This is a genomic window from Tenacibaculum sp. IMCC1 (assembly GCF_054906355.1).
In genome coordinates this window covers 2,539,580-2,559,582 of record NZ_CM142818.1, presented here as the reverse complement: position 1 = coordinate 2,559,582, position 20,003 = coordinate 2,539,580, and the positions used below count along the sequence as shown (strand labels likewise).

At 34.0% G+C, this 20,003-nt stretch carries 15 protein-coding genes; 3 read left to right on the top strand and 12 right to left on the bottom strand.

Annotated elements, in window-relative coordinates; all coding sequences use genetic code 11:
* The first annotated feature begins 226 nt into the window (after positions 1-226).
* Together ACXIHB_RS12010 and ACXIHB_RS12005 are read left to right on the top strand one after the other, a co-directional pair.
* A complete protein-coding gene (locus tag ACXIHB_RS12010) occupies positions 227-2,569 on the top strand; it encodes a TonB-dependent receptor (RefSeq protein WP_462098324.1) in 2,343 nt (780 codons plus the stop codon).
* 104 nt (positions 2,570-2,673) lie between these two features.
* Positions 2,674-3,180, top strand: a complete 507-nt coding sequence (locus tag ACXIHB_RS12005) for a hypothetical protein (protein WP_462098323.1) — start codon at positions 2,674-2,676, stop codon at positions 3,178-3,180.
* Positions 3,181-3,227: 47 nt separating this feature from the next.
* Here ACXIHB_RS12005 and ACXIHB_RS12000 read toward each other — a convergent pair whose 3' ends face one another.
* The 12 genes from ACXIHB_RS12000 to ACXIHB_RS11945 all read right to left on the bottom strand — a co-directional run bounded on the left by ACXIHB_RS12000 (position 3,228) and on the right by ACXIHB_RS11945 (position 19,386).
* Positions 3,228-3,608: a rhodanese-like domain-containing protein gene (locus tag ACXIHB_RS12000; protein WP_462098322.1), complete on the bottom strand. Its 381-nt coding sequence runs from the start codon at positions 3,606-3,608 to the stop codon at positions 3,228-3,230.
* A 5-nt stretch (positions 3,609-3,613) separates the two neighbouring features.
* Positions 3,614-5,023 (bottom strand): MBL fold metallo-hydrolase, encoded by a 1,410-nt coding sequence (locus ACXIHB_RS11995; RefSeq protein WP_159610893.1) that lies wholly within the window; start codon positions 5,021-5,023, stop codon positions 3,614-3,616.
* 11 nt (positions 5,024-5,034) lie between these two features.
* Positions 5,035-6,765 (bottom strand): SulP family inorganic anion transporter, encoded by a 1,731-nt coding sequence (locus ACXIHB_RS11990; RefSeq protein ID WP_462098321.1) that lies wholly within the window; start codon positions 6,763-6,765, stop codon positions 5,035-5,037.
* A gap of 4 nt (positions 6,766-6,769) precedes the next feature.
* On the bottom strand, positions 6,770-7,792 hold the full coding sequence (gene ruvB / locus ACXIHB_RS11985) for a Holliday junction branch migration DNA helicase RuvB (protein WP_462098320.1): 1,023 nt from the start codon (positions 7,790-7,792) through the stop codon (positions 6,770-6,772).
* Positions 7,793-7,942: 150 nt separating this feature from the next.
* The gene (locus ACXIHB_RS11980; RefSeq protein ID WP_073182524.1) at positions 7,943-9,712 is read right to left on the bottom strand and encodes a cytochrome c oxidase subunit I; all 1,770 of its coding nucleotides are present in this window, start codon (positions 9,710-9,712) and stop codon (positions 7,943-7,945) included.
* A 27-nt stretch (positions 9,713-9,739) separates the two neighbouring features.
* The gene (locus ACXIHB_RS11975; protein WP_073182523.1) at positions 9,740-10,747 is read right to left on the bottom strand and encodes a cytochrome c oxidase subunit II; all 1,008 of its coding nucleotides are present in this window, start codon (positions 10,745-10,747) and stop codon (positions 9,740-9,742) included.
* A 34-nt stretch (positions 10,748-10,781) separates the two neighbouring features.
* Positions 10,782-12,386 carry a quinol:cytochrome C oxidoreductase gene (locus tag ACXIHB_RS11970; protein ID WP_047788301.1) on the bottom strand — a complete coding sequence of 535 codons (1,605 nt, stop codon included), beginning with the start codon at positions 12,384-12,386 and terminating at the stop codon, positions 10,782-10,784.
* A 22-nt stretch (positions 12,387-12,408) separates the two neighbouring features.
* Complete coding sequence (locus ACXIHB_RS11965; protein WP_172644827.1) at positions 12,409-12,957, bottom strand: c-type cytochrome; 549 nt, start codon at positions 12,955-12,957, stop codon at positions 12,409-12,411.
* Positions 12,958-12,966: 9 nt separating this feature from the next.
* Entirely contained in the window at positions 12,967-13,494 is a 528-nt protein-coding gene (locus ACXIHB_RS11960) for a DUF3341 domain-containing protein (protein ID WP_047788300.1), read from the bottom strand.
* Positions 13,484-14,884: an NrfD/PsrC family molybdoenzyme membrane anchor subunit gene (gene nrfD, locus ACXIHB_RS11955; RefSeq protein ID WP_028891351.1), complete on the bottom strand. Its 1,401-nt coding sequence runs from the start codon at positions 14,882-14,884 to the stop codon at positions 13,484-13,486. The genes ACXIHB_RS11960 and nrfD overlap by 11 nt, the downstream gene beginning before the upstream one ends.
* Before the next feature lie 27 nt (positions 14,885-14,911).
* The gene (locus ACXIHB_RS11950; RefSeq protein ID WP_462098319.1) at positions 14,912-18,058 is read right to left on the bottom strand and encodes a TAT-variant-translocated molybdopterin oxidoreductase; all 3,147 of its coding nucleotides are present in this window, start codon (positions 18,056-18,058) and stop codon (positions 14,912-14,914) included.
* Between the two features lie 32 nt (positions 18,059-18,090).
* Entirely contained in the window at positions 18,091-19,386 is a 1,296-nt protein-coding gene (locus ACXIHB_RS11945; protein ID WP_462098318.1) for a c-type cytochrome, read from the bottom strand.
* A 217-nt stretch (positions 19,387-19,603) separates the two neighbouring features.
* Between ACXIHB_RS11945 and ACXIHB_RS11940 the strand changes: the two genes are divergently transcribed.
* Positions 19,604-19,966: an SPOR domain-containing protein gene (locus ACXIHB_RS11940; protein WP_073182519.1), complete on the top strand. Its 363-nt coding sequence runs from the start codon at positions 19,604-19,606 to the stop codon at positions 19,964-19,966.
* Positions 19,967-20,003 lie beyond the last annotated feature (37 nt).

Sequence of the window (20,003 nt, the reverse complement as noted above, 5' to 3'; positions counted from 1 at the left end):
TTCAGGCTGAGATCATACCCAACGAACCTGGAACAGGTAATGCTGTTTAGGGATTTTATCGTCATTGCGAAGTAATTTGGAAAATTACTGTGGCAATCTGTTTATTGAAGAAAAGATTACGTCGTCGTAAACTAACTCCTCGTAATGACAAATTTTAATTATTCAATGTTTAACTAAAGAATAATTACCTCTTTTTATTCGATTTTGTTTTTATAAAATGAGACCGATGTCTTTTCGTAAAAAAGTGAAGATAGTAGCTTTTTTACTCGTTGTATTCACAACATTAACAACAAGCGCACAAACGTTTATTCTATCTGGTAAAATAGTTGATGCAAACCAAGAACCTTTAGTGGGTGCTACCGTAGCAATTAAAGCTCAAAACAAAGGAACTTCTACCGACTTTGAAGGTAAATTCAAATTAAACTTACCAAAAGGAACACATGTTATTGAGGTTTCTTATGTGGGGTTTAAAAGCCTTTCACAAGAAGTTGAACTTACCAACAACCAACAGATTACGTTTCAATTAATTTCTAATGAAACTGTGTTAGATGAAGTGTTGGTATCTGCTGTTCGTGTAAAAGCAGATGCACCCGTAACACACTCTAACCTTGGCAAACAAGAAATTGAAAAACGTAATTTAGGACAGGATATTCCTGTGTTACTAAACTACTTACCTTCTGTAACATCCTCGTCAGATGCTGGGGCTGGTGTTGGTTATACTTATATTCGTGTACGTGGTTCGGATGCTTCTCGTGTGAATGTTACGATTAACGGAATTCCATACAATGACTCTGAAAGTCATGGAACTTTTTGGGTAAATATGGGAGATTTTGCTTCGTCTACACAAAGTTTACAATTACAACGTGGTGTGGGAACGTCTACGAACGGTTCTGGAGCATTTGGAGCTAGTTTAAATATTTTAACCGATGCTGTTTCGGATGAAGCTAGTGGAGAAATTTCAAATGCTTTTGGTTCTTATGGAACTAGAAAACACACCGTAAAGTTTACCACTGGAAAATTAAATAATGGATTTGAGTTTGCAGGACGTTTGTCTAACATTTACTCTGATGGATATGTTGACCGAGCTTTTACCGATTTAAAATCGTATTTCTTACAAGGTAGTTATACTGATGACAATACGTTGATTAAAGCCTTAGCTTTTGGAGGAAAGCAACAAACCTATCAAGCTTGGTATGGCTTAAGTGCTGAGGAGTTACAAGAAAATCGTCGCCAGAACCCGTATACCTACGATAATGAAACCGATAATTATTGGCAAGATCATTACCAATTACATTGGAATGAGAAACTCTCTGATAACTGGTCTACCAATATTGGATTAAATTATACCAAAGGAGAAGGATATTTTGAACAGTTTAAAGAGGACAAAGATGCTGTTGATTATGGTAATGTAATTGTTGACGGAAGCGATGTTATTGTTCGTCGTTGGTTAGATAATGATTTTTATATAGCTAATGCTAACGTTACTTATAAAACTGAAAAATTCGAGTTAATTTCTGGTGCTTCTTATAGTAATTATAAAGGAGATCATTTTGGTGAAGTTATTTGGGCTACACAATTTGCAGATGGTGCTAGCATTAGAGATCGTTACTATTTTAGTGATGCTAAGAAAAATGATATTAGCGTTTTTTCTAAAGCTACTTTTAATGTTTTTGATAATTTAAAAGCTTTTGTTGATGTACAAGGTAGGTTTATTGATTATACAACCGGAGGCTTTACTTCTGATTTAAATCCTTTAAATATTGACACTTCATTTAGCTTCTTTAATCCTAAGTTAGGTTTTACTTACAGTATTAATAAAGAAAATAGCATTTATGCATCGTATGCTCGTGCGAACAGAGAACCGAACCGTGATGATTTTCAAAATGGCCCGAATGTACAACATGAAACCTTAGATGATTTTGAATTAGGGTGGCGTTTGCATAATAAAACGGTTCAATTGAGCACCAACATCTATTACATGTCGTACGACAATCAATTAATTCAAACTGGTGGACTGAATGATGTTGGAGAATATTTACGAGAAAATGTGAAAGACAGCTATCGTTTAGGAGTAGAAATTGATGCTAATATTAACATTTCAGACAAGTTTAGTATTAATCAAAACCTTACGGTAAGTAGTAATAAAATCAAGAATTTTATTTTAGATCGTGATGGTGTTCAACGCAATATTGGTACGACTAATATTGCTTTTTCTCCAAATATTATTGCTGGAAATGCTTTGGTTTATAAGCCTACACAAGGGTTACAGCTTTCTTTATTATCTAAATTTGTTGGTGAACAATATTTAAGTAACACAAACACAGAAGCCTCTAAACTTGATAGCTATTACGTTAGTGATTTTAATGTTAGTTATGAATTAAAAATGAACAAAGTTTTTAAATCTATTGTTTTTACAGGATTGGTAAACAATCTTTTTGATAAAGAATATGTTGATAGAGGATATACCTATTTAAATACTTGGGATACTCCTGGAACTTCTTTTGAGGTCCAAGGATACTTTCCGCAAGCTACTAGAAACTTTTTAGTAGGTGCAACGTTAAAGTTTTAATTGGGAAAATGCTAGAAAAACAAAAAACCGAGACAATTGTCTCGGTTTTTTTATTTTTTAAAGCTTGACTTAAAAGACTAAATTCGCCAAAAGATTATTTAACTATGAAATTGAAAGCAACCTTAATAATATTACTTTCTATAACAAGCATCGGACTTGGGATTTATTCTTTTAAATTAAATAAAGAAATTTCTCTATTAATGGATGCTAAAAACTTTACTTTCAAATGGATAAACAATCATGAAATCTTGACTAGTTATTGGAAAGAAAATAATAAAATAGCTAATCAATTTTTTGATGTAAACTTTGACTCCAATTATGAGATTGCTAGAGTTTATACTACTTATGGAAAAGTATATCAAACTTGTTTTGACAGGGATGAAAATGGCGTTTATGAAAAAACTGACTGTTATAATTCGGCTGGAAATAAGGTTGGTTATTCTCTCGATAATGATGAAGATGGAGTTCCAGAAGAATTCGTTTTAATTTACGATTCAAAAAAAGAATTAAAGTTTATTGACAGTAATTTTGATGGTAAATTTGAAAAAATCATTATAATTAATAATAGCACTGAAACTGAATTATTAACTAAAACAATGTTTGAAGAGTAAGCTAAGATGAATAAAGAAAATCCCGAGTAGTATACTCGGGATTTTCTTTATTCTTTATTTTTCTCTGTCCATTCTAGATAACCTCCTAAAACATTGTATACTTTAAAACCTTTTTGAGCAAGTAACTCACTTGCTTTTAAACTTCTTCCGCCTGAACGGCAATAAAGGTATACCGGTTTTGTTTTATCTAATTTCTCCAGAGCTTTTCCTTCAAAATCATTACCTGTAACATCTATTTTAATTGGATTTTCAATAACTCCTCTTGACCACTCTTCTGGGGTTCTAACGTCTAATAACTGTGCATTATTTTCATTCTGTAAAACTACTTGTAAGTTATCTATAGTAATGTTATTTACCTCTGTCTTTTGTTGTTTACACGACAATATCACTGTTAAAAATAAACCTACTAAAAAAATGCCTTTGTTCATCTTGCTTATTTTAAAGTTGATGGACATACCGTTGCTGTCCTTGGAATATCAGTTTCTTTAATAGCCTTATATCCTCCAGCAACATCAATGATGTTATGAAATCCTCTGGCTTTTAAAATAGACGCTGCAATTACTGAACGGTATCCTCCAGCACAATGTACATAAAAGTCTTCTTTTGTTGGAAACTCTTCAACATGCTCGTTTAAGAAATCTAACGGTGTACTTGGTACATCTACAATATGTTCATTTGCATATTCTCCTGGTTTTCTAACATCAAAAACAGGTGCTTTTTCCGTAATTGCTTCTGCTAAAATAGTTGCAGAAACAGAACGTAACGTATCTACTTCTTTTCCTGCTTCTTTCCAAGCTGCAAAGCTTCCATCTAAATACCCTAACACATTATCAAAACCAACACGAGATAAACGTGTAATCGTAGTTTCTTCTTCTCCTTTAGGAGTAACTAATAAAATTGGTTGAGTAACATCTTTAATCAATGCTCCTACCCATGGAGCAAATGTTCCTCCTAAACCAATAAAAATTGATTGAGGAATAAATCCTTTAATAAATTCTGATTGATGACGTACATCTAAAATCAACGCATCTGTTTCGTTTGCTATTTTTTCAAAATCTATTACTGATAAAGCTCTTGCTCCATTTTTGATAACTTCATCGATAGATTGGTATCCTTCCTTATTCATTTTTACATTTAAAGGAAAATATTCAGGTGGAGGTAGTAACCCGTCTGTTACTTCTTTTACAAACTCCTCTTTGGTCATGTCTGCACGCAATGCGTAATTGGTTTTCTTTTGATCGCCAATTGTGCCTACTGTTTCTTTGCTTAAGTTTTTACCACAAGCCGATCCTGCTCCGTGTGCCGGATATACAATTACTTCATCTTCCAATGTCATAATTTTTGTACGTAAACTATCGTACAATAATCCTGCTAATTCATCTTGCGTTAAGTTTGCTGCTTTTTGTGCTAAATCTGGACGTCCAACATCACCTAAAAACAAAGTATCTCCACTGAAAACTGCATGATTTTTTCCGTCTTTATCTTTTAACAAATAAGAAGTACTTTCCATTGTATGTCCTGGAGTATGTAATACAGTAATTGTAATTTCTCCTAACCTAAATACTTCTCCATCTGTTGCTATATGAGCTTCATAATTTGTTTTTGCTGTTGGTCCGTATACAATTGTTGCTCCTGTTTTTTCAGCTAGTGTAACATGACCACTTACAAAATCTGCATGGAAGTGAGTTTCGAAAATATATTTGATTTTAGCGCCATCTTTTTCAGCTCTGTTTATGTAAGGATCAACTTCACGTAATGGATCTATAATTGCTACTTCTCCATTACTTTCAATATAATAGGCTCCTTGTGCTAAACAACCTGTATAAATTTGCTCTATTTTCATGATATTATATATTATTTATACGCTTGATGTATATACTGTGCGTATTTTTTCTGATTTTGATTATCTCCTGTTTTATAAAAATTTACGGCACCATTGGCACGCATAAAAAAGTGGTCTAAACTCACAACGTCTAATAAGCCTCCTCTAAAAAAGGCATCTCTTACAGGTCCTTTTACTCCTGCAAAGTAAAATTGAATGTTATGCTTGTTAAAATAAATAATACGTTCTTTTAACATATCAATTCCTGTACTATCAACTCTGTTTATGCTTTCAGCATCTAAAACAATCAACTTTAATGCTTTTCCTTTTTCTGATGCCATTTCATCTAGCTTATCTCTAAAGTAATTTGAATTAGCATAAAAAAGTTGTGCATCAAAGCGAAATACTAAAATTTCATCGTCTAGAATGACTTCCTTAAACCTGCTTTTATTACGATAGAAATCTGAATTTGGTACTTTTCCTAACTCTGCTACGTACGGTCTTGAAGTTCTAAAAATTAAAACAATTAATGATAAAACTACCCCGATTAAAATTCCATATTCAATTCCGAAGAAAATAGTAGCTAAGAAAGTAGCTAAGAGTAGCCAGAAATCTAAATTATTTGCTTTCCATAGCCTTCTTGCTTCTTTTAAATTTATTAAGTTAAAAACTGCAACTATAATAATTGCTGATAAAATAGTTTTTGGCAAGTGATAAAAAACTGGGGTTAAAAAAAGTAAGGTAAACACTACCAAAATTGCGGAAACTATTGCGGAAACTCCTGTAGTTCCTCCCGATTCTGCATTAATTGCCGAACGAGAAAAACTTGATGCTGACGGATATGATTGAAATAATGACCCAACCATATTACTTAAACCCAAAGCTACTAATTCTTGATTGGGTCTTACTCTATACTCATCTTGCTTAGCTTCCAAAGTTTTTCCAATAGAAATAGTTTCTAAATATCCTACCATAACCAAAGTTGCCGCTATCGGCATTAATTCACGTATTAAAGCTACATCAATTACTGGCATTGAAAATTTAGGTAAGCCTGATGGAATATCTTTTACAATGGCTACATCTGATAATTCTGTTCCAAAAAAACGGATACTTATTATACCCAATATAACAACGATTAATGCATTGGGTATTTTTCTATTAATTCTTCTAAAAATTATAATAATAGCACATGCTATTAAACCTATTATTGTTGTATTTGTTTTAAAATATTTAAGTCTGAAGAGAATATCTTCTAATAATACATGGATTTGATCACTTTGTACAAAATCTACTCCGAATAAATTCCTAAATTGATTCAATCCAATAATTAAAGCTACTGCAGAGGTAAACCCAGTTATTACAGGTCTTGATAAAAAGTTAACAATAAATCCTAAACGGAAAATTCCCATTAAAAACTGAATAGTCCCTACTACTAGCGCGAGTAATATTGCTATAGCTATATAACTTTCAGAACCTGTTAATGCTAAGGTAGATACTCCTGTTGCTACAATTAATGAGTCCATTGCTACAGGACCAATTGCTACTTGACGTGACGTACCAAAAATAGCATATAGTAATTGAGGCACTAACGCAGCATACAACCCATAAATTGGTGGTAAACCTGCAATAAGTGCATACGCTATGCCTTGAGGAATTAGTACAATAGCAACAGTTATACCTGCAACTACATCACCTTTTAACTGTGACTTTTTATAGTTAGGTATCCATTCTAATATAGGTATGAGTTTTTTTAATAGTTTCATTTATTTAAAAGAGCTCTCCTTGACTAGTTCCTTTAATTCTTCCTAAATGTTTATATGCCAAATCAGTTACTTCTCTTCCTCTTGGCGTACGCATAATAAACCCTTGCTGAATTAAAAAAGGTTCATAAACTTCTTCTATTGTTTCTGAATTTTCTGCTACAGCAGTAGCTAACGTAGTAATTCCTACTGGGCCACCCTTAAACTTATCAATAATAGTAGATAAAATTTTATTATCCATTTCATCTAAACCATGTGCATCTACATTTAAAGCTTTTAAGGCATATTTGGCTATTTCTATGGTAATTGTACCATTTCCTTTAATTTGAGCAAAATCACGCACTCTACGTAGTAATGCATTAGCAATACGAGGAGTCCCTCTACTTCTTCCTGCAATTTCAATTGCGGCTTCCATAGAAATAGGCACTTTTAAAATAAATGCACTTCGTTGTATGATGGTTGTTAATAATTCTGTTGAGTAATAATGTAATCGGCTACTGATACCAAAACGAGCTCGCATAGGCGCTGTGAGCAATCCTGAACGAGTAGTTGCTCCTACTAAAGTAAATTGCTCTAAGTTAATTTGAACTGTACGTGCATTTGGACCAGATTCAATCATGATATCGATTTTATAATCTTCCATTGCTGAATACAGGTATTCTTCAACTATTGGACTTAATCGATGTATTTCATCTATAAATAAAACATCTCGTTCATCTAAATTGGTTAGTAAACCCGCTAAATCTCCAGGTTTATCTAGTACAGGTCCTGAAGTTACTTTTATTCCAACTCCTAATTCATTAGCTAAAATATGAGCCAACGTTGTTTTTCCTAATCCTGGAGGGCCATGAAATAAGGCATGATCTAACGCTTCATCTCGTTGATTCGCTGCCTCTACAAAAACCTTTAAATTATCTATTGCCTGATCTTGGCCAGTAAAATCATCAAATGAAAGCGGACGTAGTTTTTTTTCTACATCTAGTTCTTCATTTGAATAATTTGTATTTTCAGGGTTTAAGTTTTCATTCATATTGTTGCAAATATACTTGAAATAAAATGTTCACATTGTAATATAAGTTACTTAACTAATATTTTATGCTAAAAAATTATTACAAGATCTACTAATACTTATAGAAAACAAAAGCCTCCCAGTTTTGGGAGGCTTTATAATTTATCTTTTTTAAGAAGGCTCTTCGCCATCTAATAGTGGTACGTTTTGTGGTACAAAGTCTTTTCCGTGTACATACTCACCATTTTCATCTGTTTTACTGTAATCGTAAGCCCATCTGTGAACTTCAGGAATTGCTCCTGGCCAGTTTCCATGAATATGTTCAACTGGAGTAGTCCACTCAAGTGTATTTGCATTCCAAGGGTTTTGTGTTGCTTTTTGACCTCTATACATAGAAATAAAGAAGTTTGCTATGAAGATTAACTGTGCTAAACCTCCAAGAATAGCCATGATAGTCATAAACACGTTTATATCTGCCAAATCATCAAACATTGGAAAGTTTGTGTTTGTATAATAACGACGTGGTAAACCAGCTAACCCTATAAAGTGCATTGGGAAAAATACTCCGTAAGCACTGATTATTGTTAACCAGAAGTGCCAGTACCCTAATGTTTTGTTCATCATTCTACCATACATCTTAGGGAACCAGTGATAAACACCAGCAAACATCCCTAATAAAGCAGATACCCCCATTACCAAGTGGAAGTGTGCCACAACGAAATATGTATCGTGAACGTTAATATCTAAAGCTGAATCTCCTAATACTAGTCCTGTTAATCCTCCTGTTACGAACGTAGAAACTAATCCGATAGAAAACATCATTGCAGGATTTAACTGTAGGTTACCTTTCCATAGTGTAGTAACATAATTAAATGCTTTTACTGCTGATGGAATTGCAATTAATACTGTTGTAAATGTAAATACAGAACCTAAGAATGGATTCATTCCAGAAACGAACATGTGGTGACCCCATACAATCGTAGATAAGAATGCAATTGCCATAATAGAACCAACCATTGCACGGTAACCAAAAATTGGTTTACGTGCGTTTGTTGAAATTACTTCTGAACTAATACCTAATGCTGGTAATAAGATAATATATACCTCTGGGTGACCTAAGAACCAGAATAAGTGTTCGAATAATACTGGTGACCCTCCTTGGTAATGTAATACTTCTCCAGAAATAAAGATGTCTGATAAGTAGAATGAAGTACCAAAGCTTCTATCAAAGATTAATAATAAGGCTGCTGATAATAATACCGGGAATGAAATTACACCAATAATCGCTGTAATAAAGAATGCCCACATTGTTAATGGCAATCTTGTCATTTTCAATCCTTTTGTACGTAAGTTTAAAACTGTTACGATATAGTTTAATGAACCGATTAGCGATGATGCAATGAAAATTGCCATAGACACTAACCATAACGTCATTCCTGTACCTGAGCCTGGAATTGCTTGTGGCAATGCTGATAATGGAGGGTAAATTGTCCATCCTGCCGATGCTGGTCCTGCTTCTACAAATAATGAAATAATCATTATTACTGATGATAAGAAGAATAACCAGTAAGATACCATATTTAAGAATCCAGAAGCCATATCACGAGCTCCAATTTGTAACGGAATTAATAGGTTGGAGAATGTACCACTTAAACCTGCCGTTAGTACAAAGAATACCATGATTGTACCATGAATCGTAACTAACGCTAAGTACATATCTGGGTTCATAATTCCATCTGTTTGATGGTTTCCTAAGAATGCTTCAACAATTGAAAACGATGTATCTGGCCATGCAATTTGTAAACGAAATAACATAGACATGAAACCTCCTATGATACCCATAAATATACCTGTAACAAGGAATTGTTTCGAGATCATTTTATGATCTTGACTAAAGATGTATTTAGTTACAAATGTTTCTTTGTGATGATGATCTGACATAATCTATATATACTTTAAAAAAATATCTTATTTAATAACTTGAGCTAATGTTTTTTGTTCTGATAACCACTTGTTGTACTCTTCTTCTTCAACAACAGTAATTTTCATTTGCATATTGTAGTGAGATGCTCCACAAATTTTGTTACATAATAATAAGTAATCAAACTCATATGGGTCTTCTCCTTTAGCTCTTCTAATTTTGTTAATTCCTTCTGTTTTTGCAATTACCTCAGAATTTTGACGCATTTCTGCTGTGGTATACTTTGGCGTAAATGCGAATTGAGTTACCATACCTGGAACACAGTTCATTTGTGCTCTAAAGTGTGGCATATAAGCAGAGTGCAATACATCTTGCGAACGGAACTTGAATAATACTTTCTTCCCTTTAGGTAAGTATAATTCTGTTACTTGCTTATCATCTTGTGCACTTGGGTCTGACATATCGACCCCCATAGTGTTAATTCCTTTGATAAAGTTTACATTACCTAAACCTAATTGGTTGTCTTCACCTGCATAACGTGCATCCCAGCGAAATTGTTGAGAGTATACTTCAATTACAATAGGGTTTTCATCGTCTCCAACATACATAATGTTGTTCCAAGCCCATAAACCATATCCAATTAATAACACAATTGTTACTGCAGGAATAGTTGTCCAAATTAATTCTAACTTATGACTATCTGCATAAAATAATGCCTTATTGTTTTTATTTCCTCTGTACTTGTAAGTAAAGAAGAAAATTAAAAACTGCATTCCAAACTGAACTATTCCAATTAACCAAAAAGTGATATTAAAAAGGTTGTCATCATGCTCTCCTTCAAAAGAAGCAGCTTCTGGTAACATAATTACATTCATGGCAATTAAGCAGTAAATCATCATTGCATAAAGGAATGCTAGGAAAGCTAATGAATATTTAGCTTGTTTTTCGTTGTCTTCATCTGTAGCAATTACAGAACGGAAATTCATTATACGAGTAATTTGCCAAAAACTTACTCCGATTGCAACTGCTATGAAAATATAAAATAAAGCGAGCATATTATCTAAACTATTTGTTTATTAATTCTTTTTATTAATGATGATTACTATCTTCTCCTGTGTGTTCGATGTTGTAGTAATGATAGGTTTCACTTTCGTGTAAATAAGGGTTACCTTTTGGCACTGGATTAGCTTTTGCAAACGCATTAAACGTAGCAAAAATAAACAATCCTGTGAAGAATAGTACCCCACTTATCTCTCCAATTCCAAATGCCCATTGACCACCTACTGTTCCTGGCATAACCATTACAAATAAGTCAATATAATGACCTGCTAAGATTACAATTCCTCCTAAAATTACAAACCAAGGTCTACTCTTAAAATCACTGTTGATTAATAATAATACTGGGAAAATAAAGTTCATTACAACCATTGCTAAAAATGGCACTTTATATTCGTTAAAACGTAATAAGAAATAAGTTGTTTCTTCTGGCATATCTGCATACCAAATTAACATAAACTGTGCGAACCATAAATATGTCCAGAATACTGAGAAACCAAACATAAATTTAGCTAAGTCGTGAATATGACTATCATTTACCAATGGCAATACTCCTTTTGAACGTAAGTAAATAGTTACCATTGCTATGACTGTTAAAGCAGACACTAAGAAAGTAGCTAATACATACCATCCAAACAATGTTGAGAACCAGTGCGGATCTATTGCCATAATCCAGTCCCAAGAAGCCATACTTTCAGTAATCATGAAGAATATAAGAAATATAACTGTTGCATTATAATTTTTCTTATGCTGCTTTAAATCTCCGTTATCTTGAGCTAACGACCACTTTCTTATTAGAAAACGATAAACATTCCAACCTGCTAAGTAAACAATACTTCTTATTAGCCAACCTGGAGTATTTAACCACCATTTTTTTCCATCTACTATAGCATCATAATTTGGACTTGTTGGGTCAGTTACTCCTTCTCCCATCCAAGTAAACAGGTGATTCATATGCATTGCTGTAAGTATTAAGAATACTAACATTATTAAACTCACATAATGTAAATTTGATGAAATAGCTTCCATTACTCTGTGCAATACTACAGACCATCCTGCTTGTGCAACAATTTGTGAACCATAAAAAGCAAGCACTAACAATGTAATACCTAAAGAGAATAATAAAGCAACATACAAAGCAGACCAAGGTCTATTTTGCATTTGGTGTAAAGCGTGTTCTGCATGAGCATCTCCGTGATCTTCACCATGAGCAGCTACTTCAGTATGTGCTTCAGTTGTTTCATTCGCTTCATCAGTTGCTGTTTCTTTATGATCATCTTCAGCTACATGTACTGCCGAACTATCTTTTGCTTGTGTATTTTCAGTAGCTTCTTCCGAATGATTTTGTTCACCGTTGTGTGCTACTTCTTCAGTGTGTGTAGCAGTACTGTCTGCAACATGCTCTTCAGTTGTTGTATCTTCTTCGTGATTTTCAACTTTAGCTTCTTCTTTATGCTCTACATCAGCATGATCTGCTTTCGCTTCATGACCTCCATGATGTGCATCTTGTTTTGCTAAAATTTCTTTTGCTTCTTCTAATGTTTTAGGCGCTGAAAAGAAACTATAACCTGTTCCTAAAAGTCCTACAGCCATTAAAACAATAGCTAGCATTTTTAATTTTCCTGAAAACTGGTACATATCTTAACTATCTATTATAGACTTATTTTAATTCGCTTCTTAATTTTTCTACGTATTGTACAACTTGCCATCGCTCATTGTATCTTAACTGTGATGCATGAGATCCCATTAAGTTCTTACCATACATAATTACATGATAAATATTCCCTGGGGTTAACTCTCTGTCTGCGTAATTTGGGATACCATTGAATTTATCTCTTTGCGATAACACTCCGTTACCATCCCCTTTTGTTCCGTGACAAGAAGCACAGTATATGTCATATAACTCTTTACCTTTTTCTAAGTTAGCCTCAGTAGTTGGTAATGGGTTTTTTAATTCAGCTTTTGCTTTTTCATATCCTTCATTAGTGTCTGGAATATCATAAGCTACAACTCCGTTTCTGCTTACAGTACCTGCTACTGGTAATTTATTTACCTCTTCATTATTAATACCTTCGGCTCCATTTGCATCGTAGGGTACAGATACATACATATCTGGCATGAACTGAACTTGTGGTTTTCGTTTATCGTTACAAGAACTTAAGCTTGTTGCTGCTACAGCTAAAGCGATAATTATTTTTAAATTCTTCATATCTCTTTATTAGTGCGTTTCTACTACGTTAATTTCTACAGCTCCAGTTTTCTCTAATAATGACACCAACTCTTCTTCACTCCCTTTAACAGGAATCTCCATTAAAAAGTGATCATCTGTAGTTCTTGGGTCAGGGTTTTCAGCTTCTTTAAATGGCCATATCTTACTTCTCATATAAAAAGTAATTACCATTAAGTGTGCTGCAAAAAACACTGTTAATTCAAATAATATTGGAACAAAAGCTGGCATATTGGTAGCCCATGAAAAGTTTGGTTTTCCCCCAATATCTTGAGGCCAATCAGCAATCATAGTATACCATGTTAACCAAACTGCTACTGATAAGCCTGTAATACCATATAAAAAAGCGGTAATTGCTAAACGTGTTGGTGCTAATCCCATTGCTTTGTCTAATCCATGAACTGGAAAAGGACAAAATACTTCTTCAATATGATGATTTTCTGCTTTTACTTTCTTAACGGCATCCATTAAGATATCATCATCATTATATAATGCGTGAATTACTTTATTAGTGCTCATTGTTCTCTTCTCTTGATTTTTTAAAATTCTCACCTGATGATTTCAAAATAGTCTTAATCTCTGCTGTAGGGATTACTGGGAAAGTTCTTGCATATAATAAGAATAATACAAAGAAGAATCCGATAGTTCCTATAAAGATACCTACGTCTACGAACGTTGGTTCAAAACGCCACCATGTAGATGGTAACTGTCCTTTACTTAATACAATTGCAATAATATCAAAACGCTCAAACCACATACCGATGTTAATTACTATCGAGATAATAAAAGACCAAATAAAACTTCTTCTAATCTTTTTGATCCATAATAACTGTGGTGTGAAAATGTTACAAATTAATAACGACCAAAATGCCCATCCGTAAGCTCCTGCTTCTGCTCCAAATGATAAGTATGTGTAGTTTTCGTAAGGAGAACCTGTATACCATGCAATAAAGAACTCTGTTGCATAAGCTACTGCTACGATACCTCCTGTTAAAATGATTACGATGTTCATATACTCTACGTGTAAACGTGTAATATATGCTTCCATATTTGTAACCTTACGCATAATACCTAATAAGGTTTGTACCATTGCAAATCCAGAGAATATCGCCCCTGCTACGAAATAAGGAGGGAAAATTGTTGAGTGCCATCCTGGGTTGATAGAAGTTGCGAAGTCCATCGATACGATTGTGTGTACAGAAAGTACTAATGGTGTTGCTAATCCTGCTAATACTAACGACACTTCTTCAAAACGTTGCCAGTCTTTTGCTCTACCTGACCACCCGAAAGATAATAATGCATAAATTTTCTTTTGGAAAGGTTTAACAGCTCTATCACGAATCGTTGCAAAATCAGGTAATAAACCAGTCCACCAGAAAACTAATGATACCGATAAATATGTAGAAATTGCGAATACATCCCATAATAATGGCGAGTTAAAGTTAACCCATAATGATCCGAATTGGTTTGGAATTGGTAATACCCAGTATCCGTTCCATGGACGTCCCATGTGAATAATTGGGAATAATCCTGCTTGGAATACCGCAAAGATTGTCATCGCTTCTGCAGAACGGTTAATTGCCATTCTCCATTTTTGACGGAATAATAAAAGTACTGCAGAAATAAGTGTTCCTGCGTGACCAATACCTACCCACCATACGAAGTTGGTAATATCCCATGCCCAACCGATGTTTTTACTTAATCCCCATACACCAATACCTGTTCCTACGGTGTAAAAGATACATCCAAATCCCCATAACATTGCTGCTAAAGAGATATAGAATGCTATATACCAATTTTTGTTTGCTTTCCCTTCAATAGGTCTAGCAATATCTTCAGTAATATCATGGTAACTCTTGTCACCAAGTATTAAAGGTTCTCTATAAGATGATTCGTAATGAGACGACATAAATCTATATACTTATTAATTTTACTATTAAGCTTCGTTTGTATTTCTTACTTTCACTTGATACACTACGTTTGGTTTTGTACCAATATAATCTAAAACGTGGAAAGCTCTTTTATCTTCTTTTAATGCTGTAACTGTATCTTCAGTGTTGTTTATATCTCCAAACACCATAGAACCAGTAGAACATGCTGCTGAACATGCTGTTTCAAACTCGTCTTTTTTAACAGCTCTACCTTCTTTCTTAGCCTTTAAGATAGTAGCTTGTGTCATTTGAATACACATAGAACACTTTTCCATTACACCACGAGAACGAACTACTACGTCTGGGTTTAACACCATTTTACCGTACTCGTTATTCATGTTAAAATCAAACTCGTTGTTTTCAGCATAATTAAACCAGTTGAAACGACGAACTCTATATGGACAGTTATTTGCACAGTAACGAGTACCTACACAACGATTATATGCCATTTGGTTTTGACCTTGACGACCGTGAGATGTTGCTGCTACCGGACATACTGTTTCACATGGTGCGTGGTTACAGTGCTGACACATCATTGGTTGGAAAGCAACCTGTGGATTTTCTGCTGGGTTTTCTAAAGCATCAAATAAATCTCCTTTGCTTAGCTCTAATACTTTTTCAGTATAACGTCTTTCAATTTCTTGGTTAGCTATGTTTGGATTTTGAGCTTTGAACTCCTCCAATGTCATTTTAGCCTTATGTTGCTTATCTTCCACAGTAGAAGAATAATAACGATCAATACGTAACCAAGCCATATCTCTACCAACTCTCATTTCATCTTTACCAACAACTGGTACGTTGTTTTCTGCGTGACATGCAATAACACATGCTCCACAACCTGTACAAGATGTTAAGTCGATAGATAAGTTAAAGTGGTGTCCTAAACTTCTGTCATGCTCATCCCATAAGTCAATTTTACTTCCTTCAACTTCTTGATGATCATAAGAGACCATAAATGGCTTATTCCAAGTATGCTTAGGATCTAATTTTTTATCGTTTACTTCTTTTAATGAAGCTTCTTTTAATATATCGTGGCGACCTGCTAAAGTACTTTGTACTTGCATACAAGCAAACTTGTGCCATCCTGAAGTTCTTTCAATAGAAACATTATACTGAACATTGTTTCCATTTTGGTAGAATGGATAGGCATTGACACCTACTTGCATTTCTGATTTTAATCCTTGAGTTCTACCGTATCCTAATGCTAAACCTACTGATCCTTTTGCTTGACCTGGTTGTATAAGTACTGGTACTTTATTTATTGTTATGCCATTTACTGTTACGTTAGCATAATTACCATCAATAGCACCATTATCTTTTACTGGGTTTTCAAAACCTAATTCTTTTGCATCTGAAATCGAAATAGTCAAGTAGTTATCCCAAGAAGCTCTTGTAATAGGGTCAGGTAATTCTTGTAACCAAGGGTTATTTGCTTGTTTACCGTCTCCTAACGCTGTTGATGAGTATAAGCTTAATTCGAATCCTGAAGCATTATTAGCATTTTTCACTAATTGCGCTGCTACTACATTTATATCTACAGCAGATTCAAAAGCTATTTCTTCTTCTACAGTAACTTTTTCAACTTTAAAGAACCCATCATGTAATGCTTGATTCCATGAAGCCCCTCCTAATACATTTGTACTCCAAAATTCTTTTAAAGTATCGTAATAGTTCACTGTACTTCCAGACCATTTTAACAAAACGTCTTGTATTTGACGTGTGTTAAATAGTGGCTGTATAGTTGGTTGCATTAAACTATAAACACCTTGCTTCGCCATAACATCTCCCCAACTTTCTAAGTTATGAGGTGCTGGCAATGTATATTGTGTAGCATTAGCTGTAGCATCATCTTGAGTAGATAGAGCTATAGATAATTTTAAATTTTTAATTCCTTCTGCTAAATCAACTGCATTTGCTAAAGTGTATAAAGGATTTACATTATAAGTAATTAAACCTTTTACTTTACCTCCTTTAACGTCTGCTATCAATTGAGCTACTTGGGTATCGTTACCTTGACGCTTTAAATTCACCGCCTCAGTATCTATTACCTCACTATTTAACGCTTTATTGATTGCTAATGCAATTAATTGTGCGTTTTTATCATTTAAACCTGTAACAACAACCCCTTTTGAACCTGCTTTTTTAAGGTCTTTAGCTAATTGCTTTACCTCTACATCAAAAGTTGTTGCTTTTGAAGGAAGGCTATTTCCTGTTATTTGGTTGTATAAGTTTATTAAAGCGAAAACTTGCTCAGATGGTTTGGCTACAATTCTTTTATCGGCATTTGCTCCCGCTAAAGACATGTTAGCTTCTATTTGAACATGGTATGACATTTTACCAGTTTCTACTCTACGTCCTTCTGCATAAGACTTTTCGTATCCCCCTTGCCAATCACCAATAAAATCTGCCCCTATGGACGCGATAACTTCCGCCTTACTAAAATCGTAATCTGGCAATGCTCTTTTACCATACATGGCTTCAAAAGCATCAGCAGTTGCACTTTCAGAAATTGCGTCATATACCACATGCTTAACATTTGGGTAAGCTGTAATAAAATCTGCTATTACTTTTTCAGTAGAAGGACTCGCTAAAGTTCCTGTTAATAATACTACTGGTTCATTAGCATTCTTTAATTCGTTTAATTTTGCGATAATTTCTTTATCTGCATCTGCCCAAGATATTTGAGTTTTTCCTTTTCTTGGTTCTTTTAAACGTAATTTTTCATCGTATAATGATAAAACTGACGCTTGAGTACGTGCGCTAGTTACACCTCCTGCCTCTTTATTTGGCATGATTTGAATTGGACGTCCTTCGCGTGTTTTTACTAATACGTTTGCGAAATCAAAACCGTCTGCAATTGTAGTTGCGTACCAATCAGCAACGCCTACTACGATATCATTAGGTTGCACTACATAAGGAATTGATTTTCTTACTGGACCTTCACAAGCTGCTAAAGAAGCTGCTGCAGTGGTAAATCCAACATATTTCAAGAAGTCTCTACGTGAAGTTGATGATGTTTCTAAGGTATCTTTGTCGCCTAAAAATTCATCTGTAGGAATATCTTGTACAAACTCATTATTACGTAGCGTTTCAACAATAGAACTACCCTTTAGTTCTTCAACACTTTGCCAGTATTTTTTGTTTGAAGCCATTTATATATGTGTTTTTCTACTTTCTAAATTGATTAATAGTGGCATTTACCACACTCTTTTCCTCCTAATTGAGCAATAGTTACTTGCTCAACACCGTACTTCTTAGCTAGTTCTTCATGAATTTTAGCATAGTACTCATTACCTTTTAAGTCAACCTTAGTTTCCTTATGACAGTCAATACACCAACCCATTGTTAATGGCGAATATTGATATACTTCTTCCATTTCCTCTACTGGACCATGACATTTTTGACATGCAATTCCTCCTACAGTTACGTGTTGTGAATGGTTAAAATATGCGAAATCTGGCAAGTTATGAACTCTCACCCATTTAACCGGCTTAGTATTTCCAGTATATTCTAATTTTTCTGCATCCCAACCAGCTGCTTCATAAATCTTAGCGATTTCTTTATCTAAATCAGCTTTTACTAATGTATGATCATCCATTACAACTTTTGTATCGTCTGCTACTTCAGAAATATTCTTATGACAATTCATACAAACATTTACAGATGGTATACCCGAATGCTTACTATGTTTTGCTGCAGAGTGACAGTATTGACAATCTATCTTATTATCTCCTGCGTGAATTTTATGTGAAAAAGCTATTGGTTGAATTGGCTGATACCCCTCATCAACACCAACTTTAAACAAAGTTCCAAACAAGAAATAAGCAGTAATTAAAGCTCCAAAAATAACGGTTAACACTTTTAAGAAAGTATTCTGTTTAATTCCTTGCCACAACTCAGCAGTTTGCCCCATTAAACCTGGAGTTTTTGGAGCGCCTTTTAATTCACTAATAGTTTTTAACAAACTACCAATAATTAAGAATGCCACAACAATAGCCGCAGCCAATATATATATCAACCATTTTGGTGCCTGATCACCTTGAGACCCAACTCCTTCAATATCAGCTCCTGCTGCTGGAGTCTTCTTTAACTCACCAACCGTGGTATAGTAAAGGATATCATCAATATTTTGATCCGATAACTGCGGAAAAGCAGTCATATTAGAACCATTATACTCTTCAAAAATCGCAATTGCTTCTTTATCTCCTGAAGCTCTTAAAGCAGCATTATCTTTTATCCATGCCTTCAACCATTCATTGGTTCTTCTCTCTTCAATCCCAGCCAAAGCAGGACCAACCAGCTTCTTATCTAACTTATGACAAGATGCACAAAGAGATTTAAACAATTTTTTCCCTTCTTTTTGACGCGCCTCATCAATATCTTGTGAAAACGCCGAAAAACTTACTAAGAAAACTAAAAAGAAAGCTAAACTCTTTGCTAGAGTTTTAGTTAATCTACTGTGATGATTCACACTTTTCATACTATAAAAATATAAGTTTTGTATCTATTTTGGTACAATTTTTTCTGTTACACTAATTTTAAAATTAGCACACAGAAAGTTGCACAAAAGTACTACTTCTGTCTAAATTGTGAAATGTTAAGAGAATCCTAATCTATAATTTATAACAATTCTAAATAACTAGCGTTAACAATGTATTAACTCACAAGTCATTACTTTTGTAAAAAGATTCATCAAAATGAAAAAACATAGCTTAATTATTACTTTTATATTTCTTGTTACTGCTTTTGCACTCAAAGCTAATGCTCAAGAAAAACTTACTGACAACAAGCACATTATTTCACTGATAGAAAAGAAAAGAACCTACAATAAGAGCAATGGAAACGGGTACAGAATCCAACTATACAATGGACTTGAAAGACGCGCTAGAAGCCTCCGTAATAGGTTTAAAGTTGAATACCCTGATGTTTACACAAAACTAATTTATAAACAACCTGAATGGAAAATACAAGTAGGGAATTATAAAACACGCTTACATGCTGATAGGGCTCTAAATGAAATCCGAGAAAAATTCTCTGGCGCCATTGTAGTACCTATGTAATTAAACATATTTTACCACATAAAAAAAGAGTAATCGA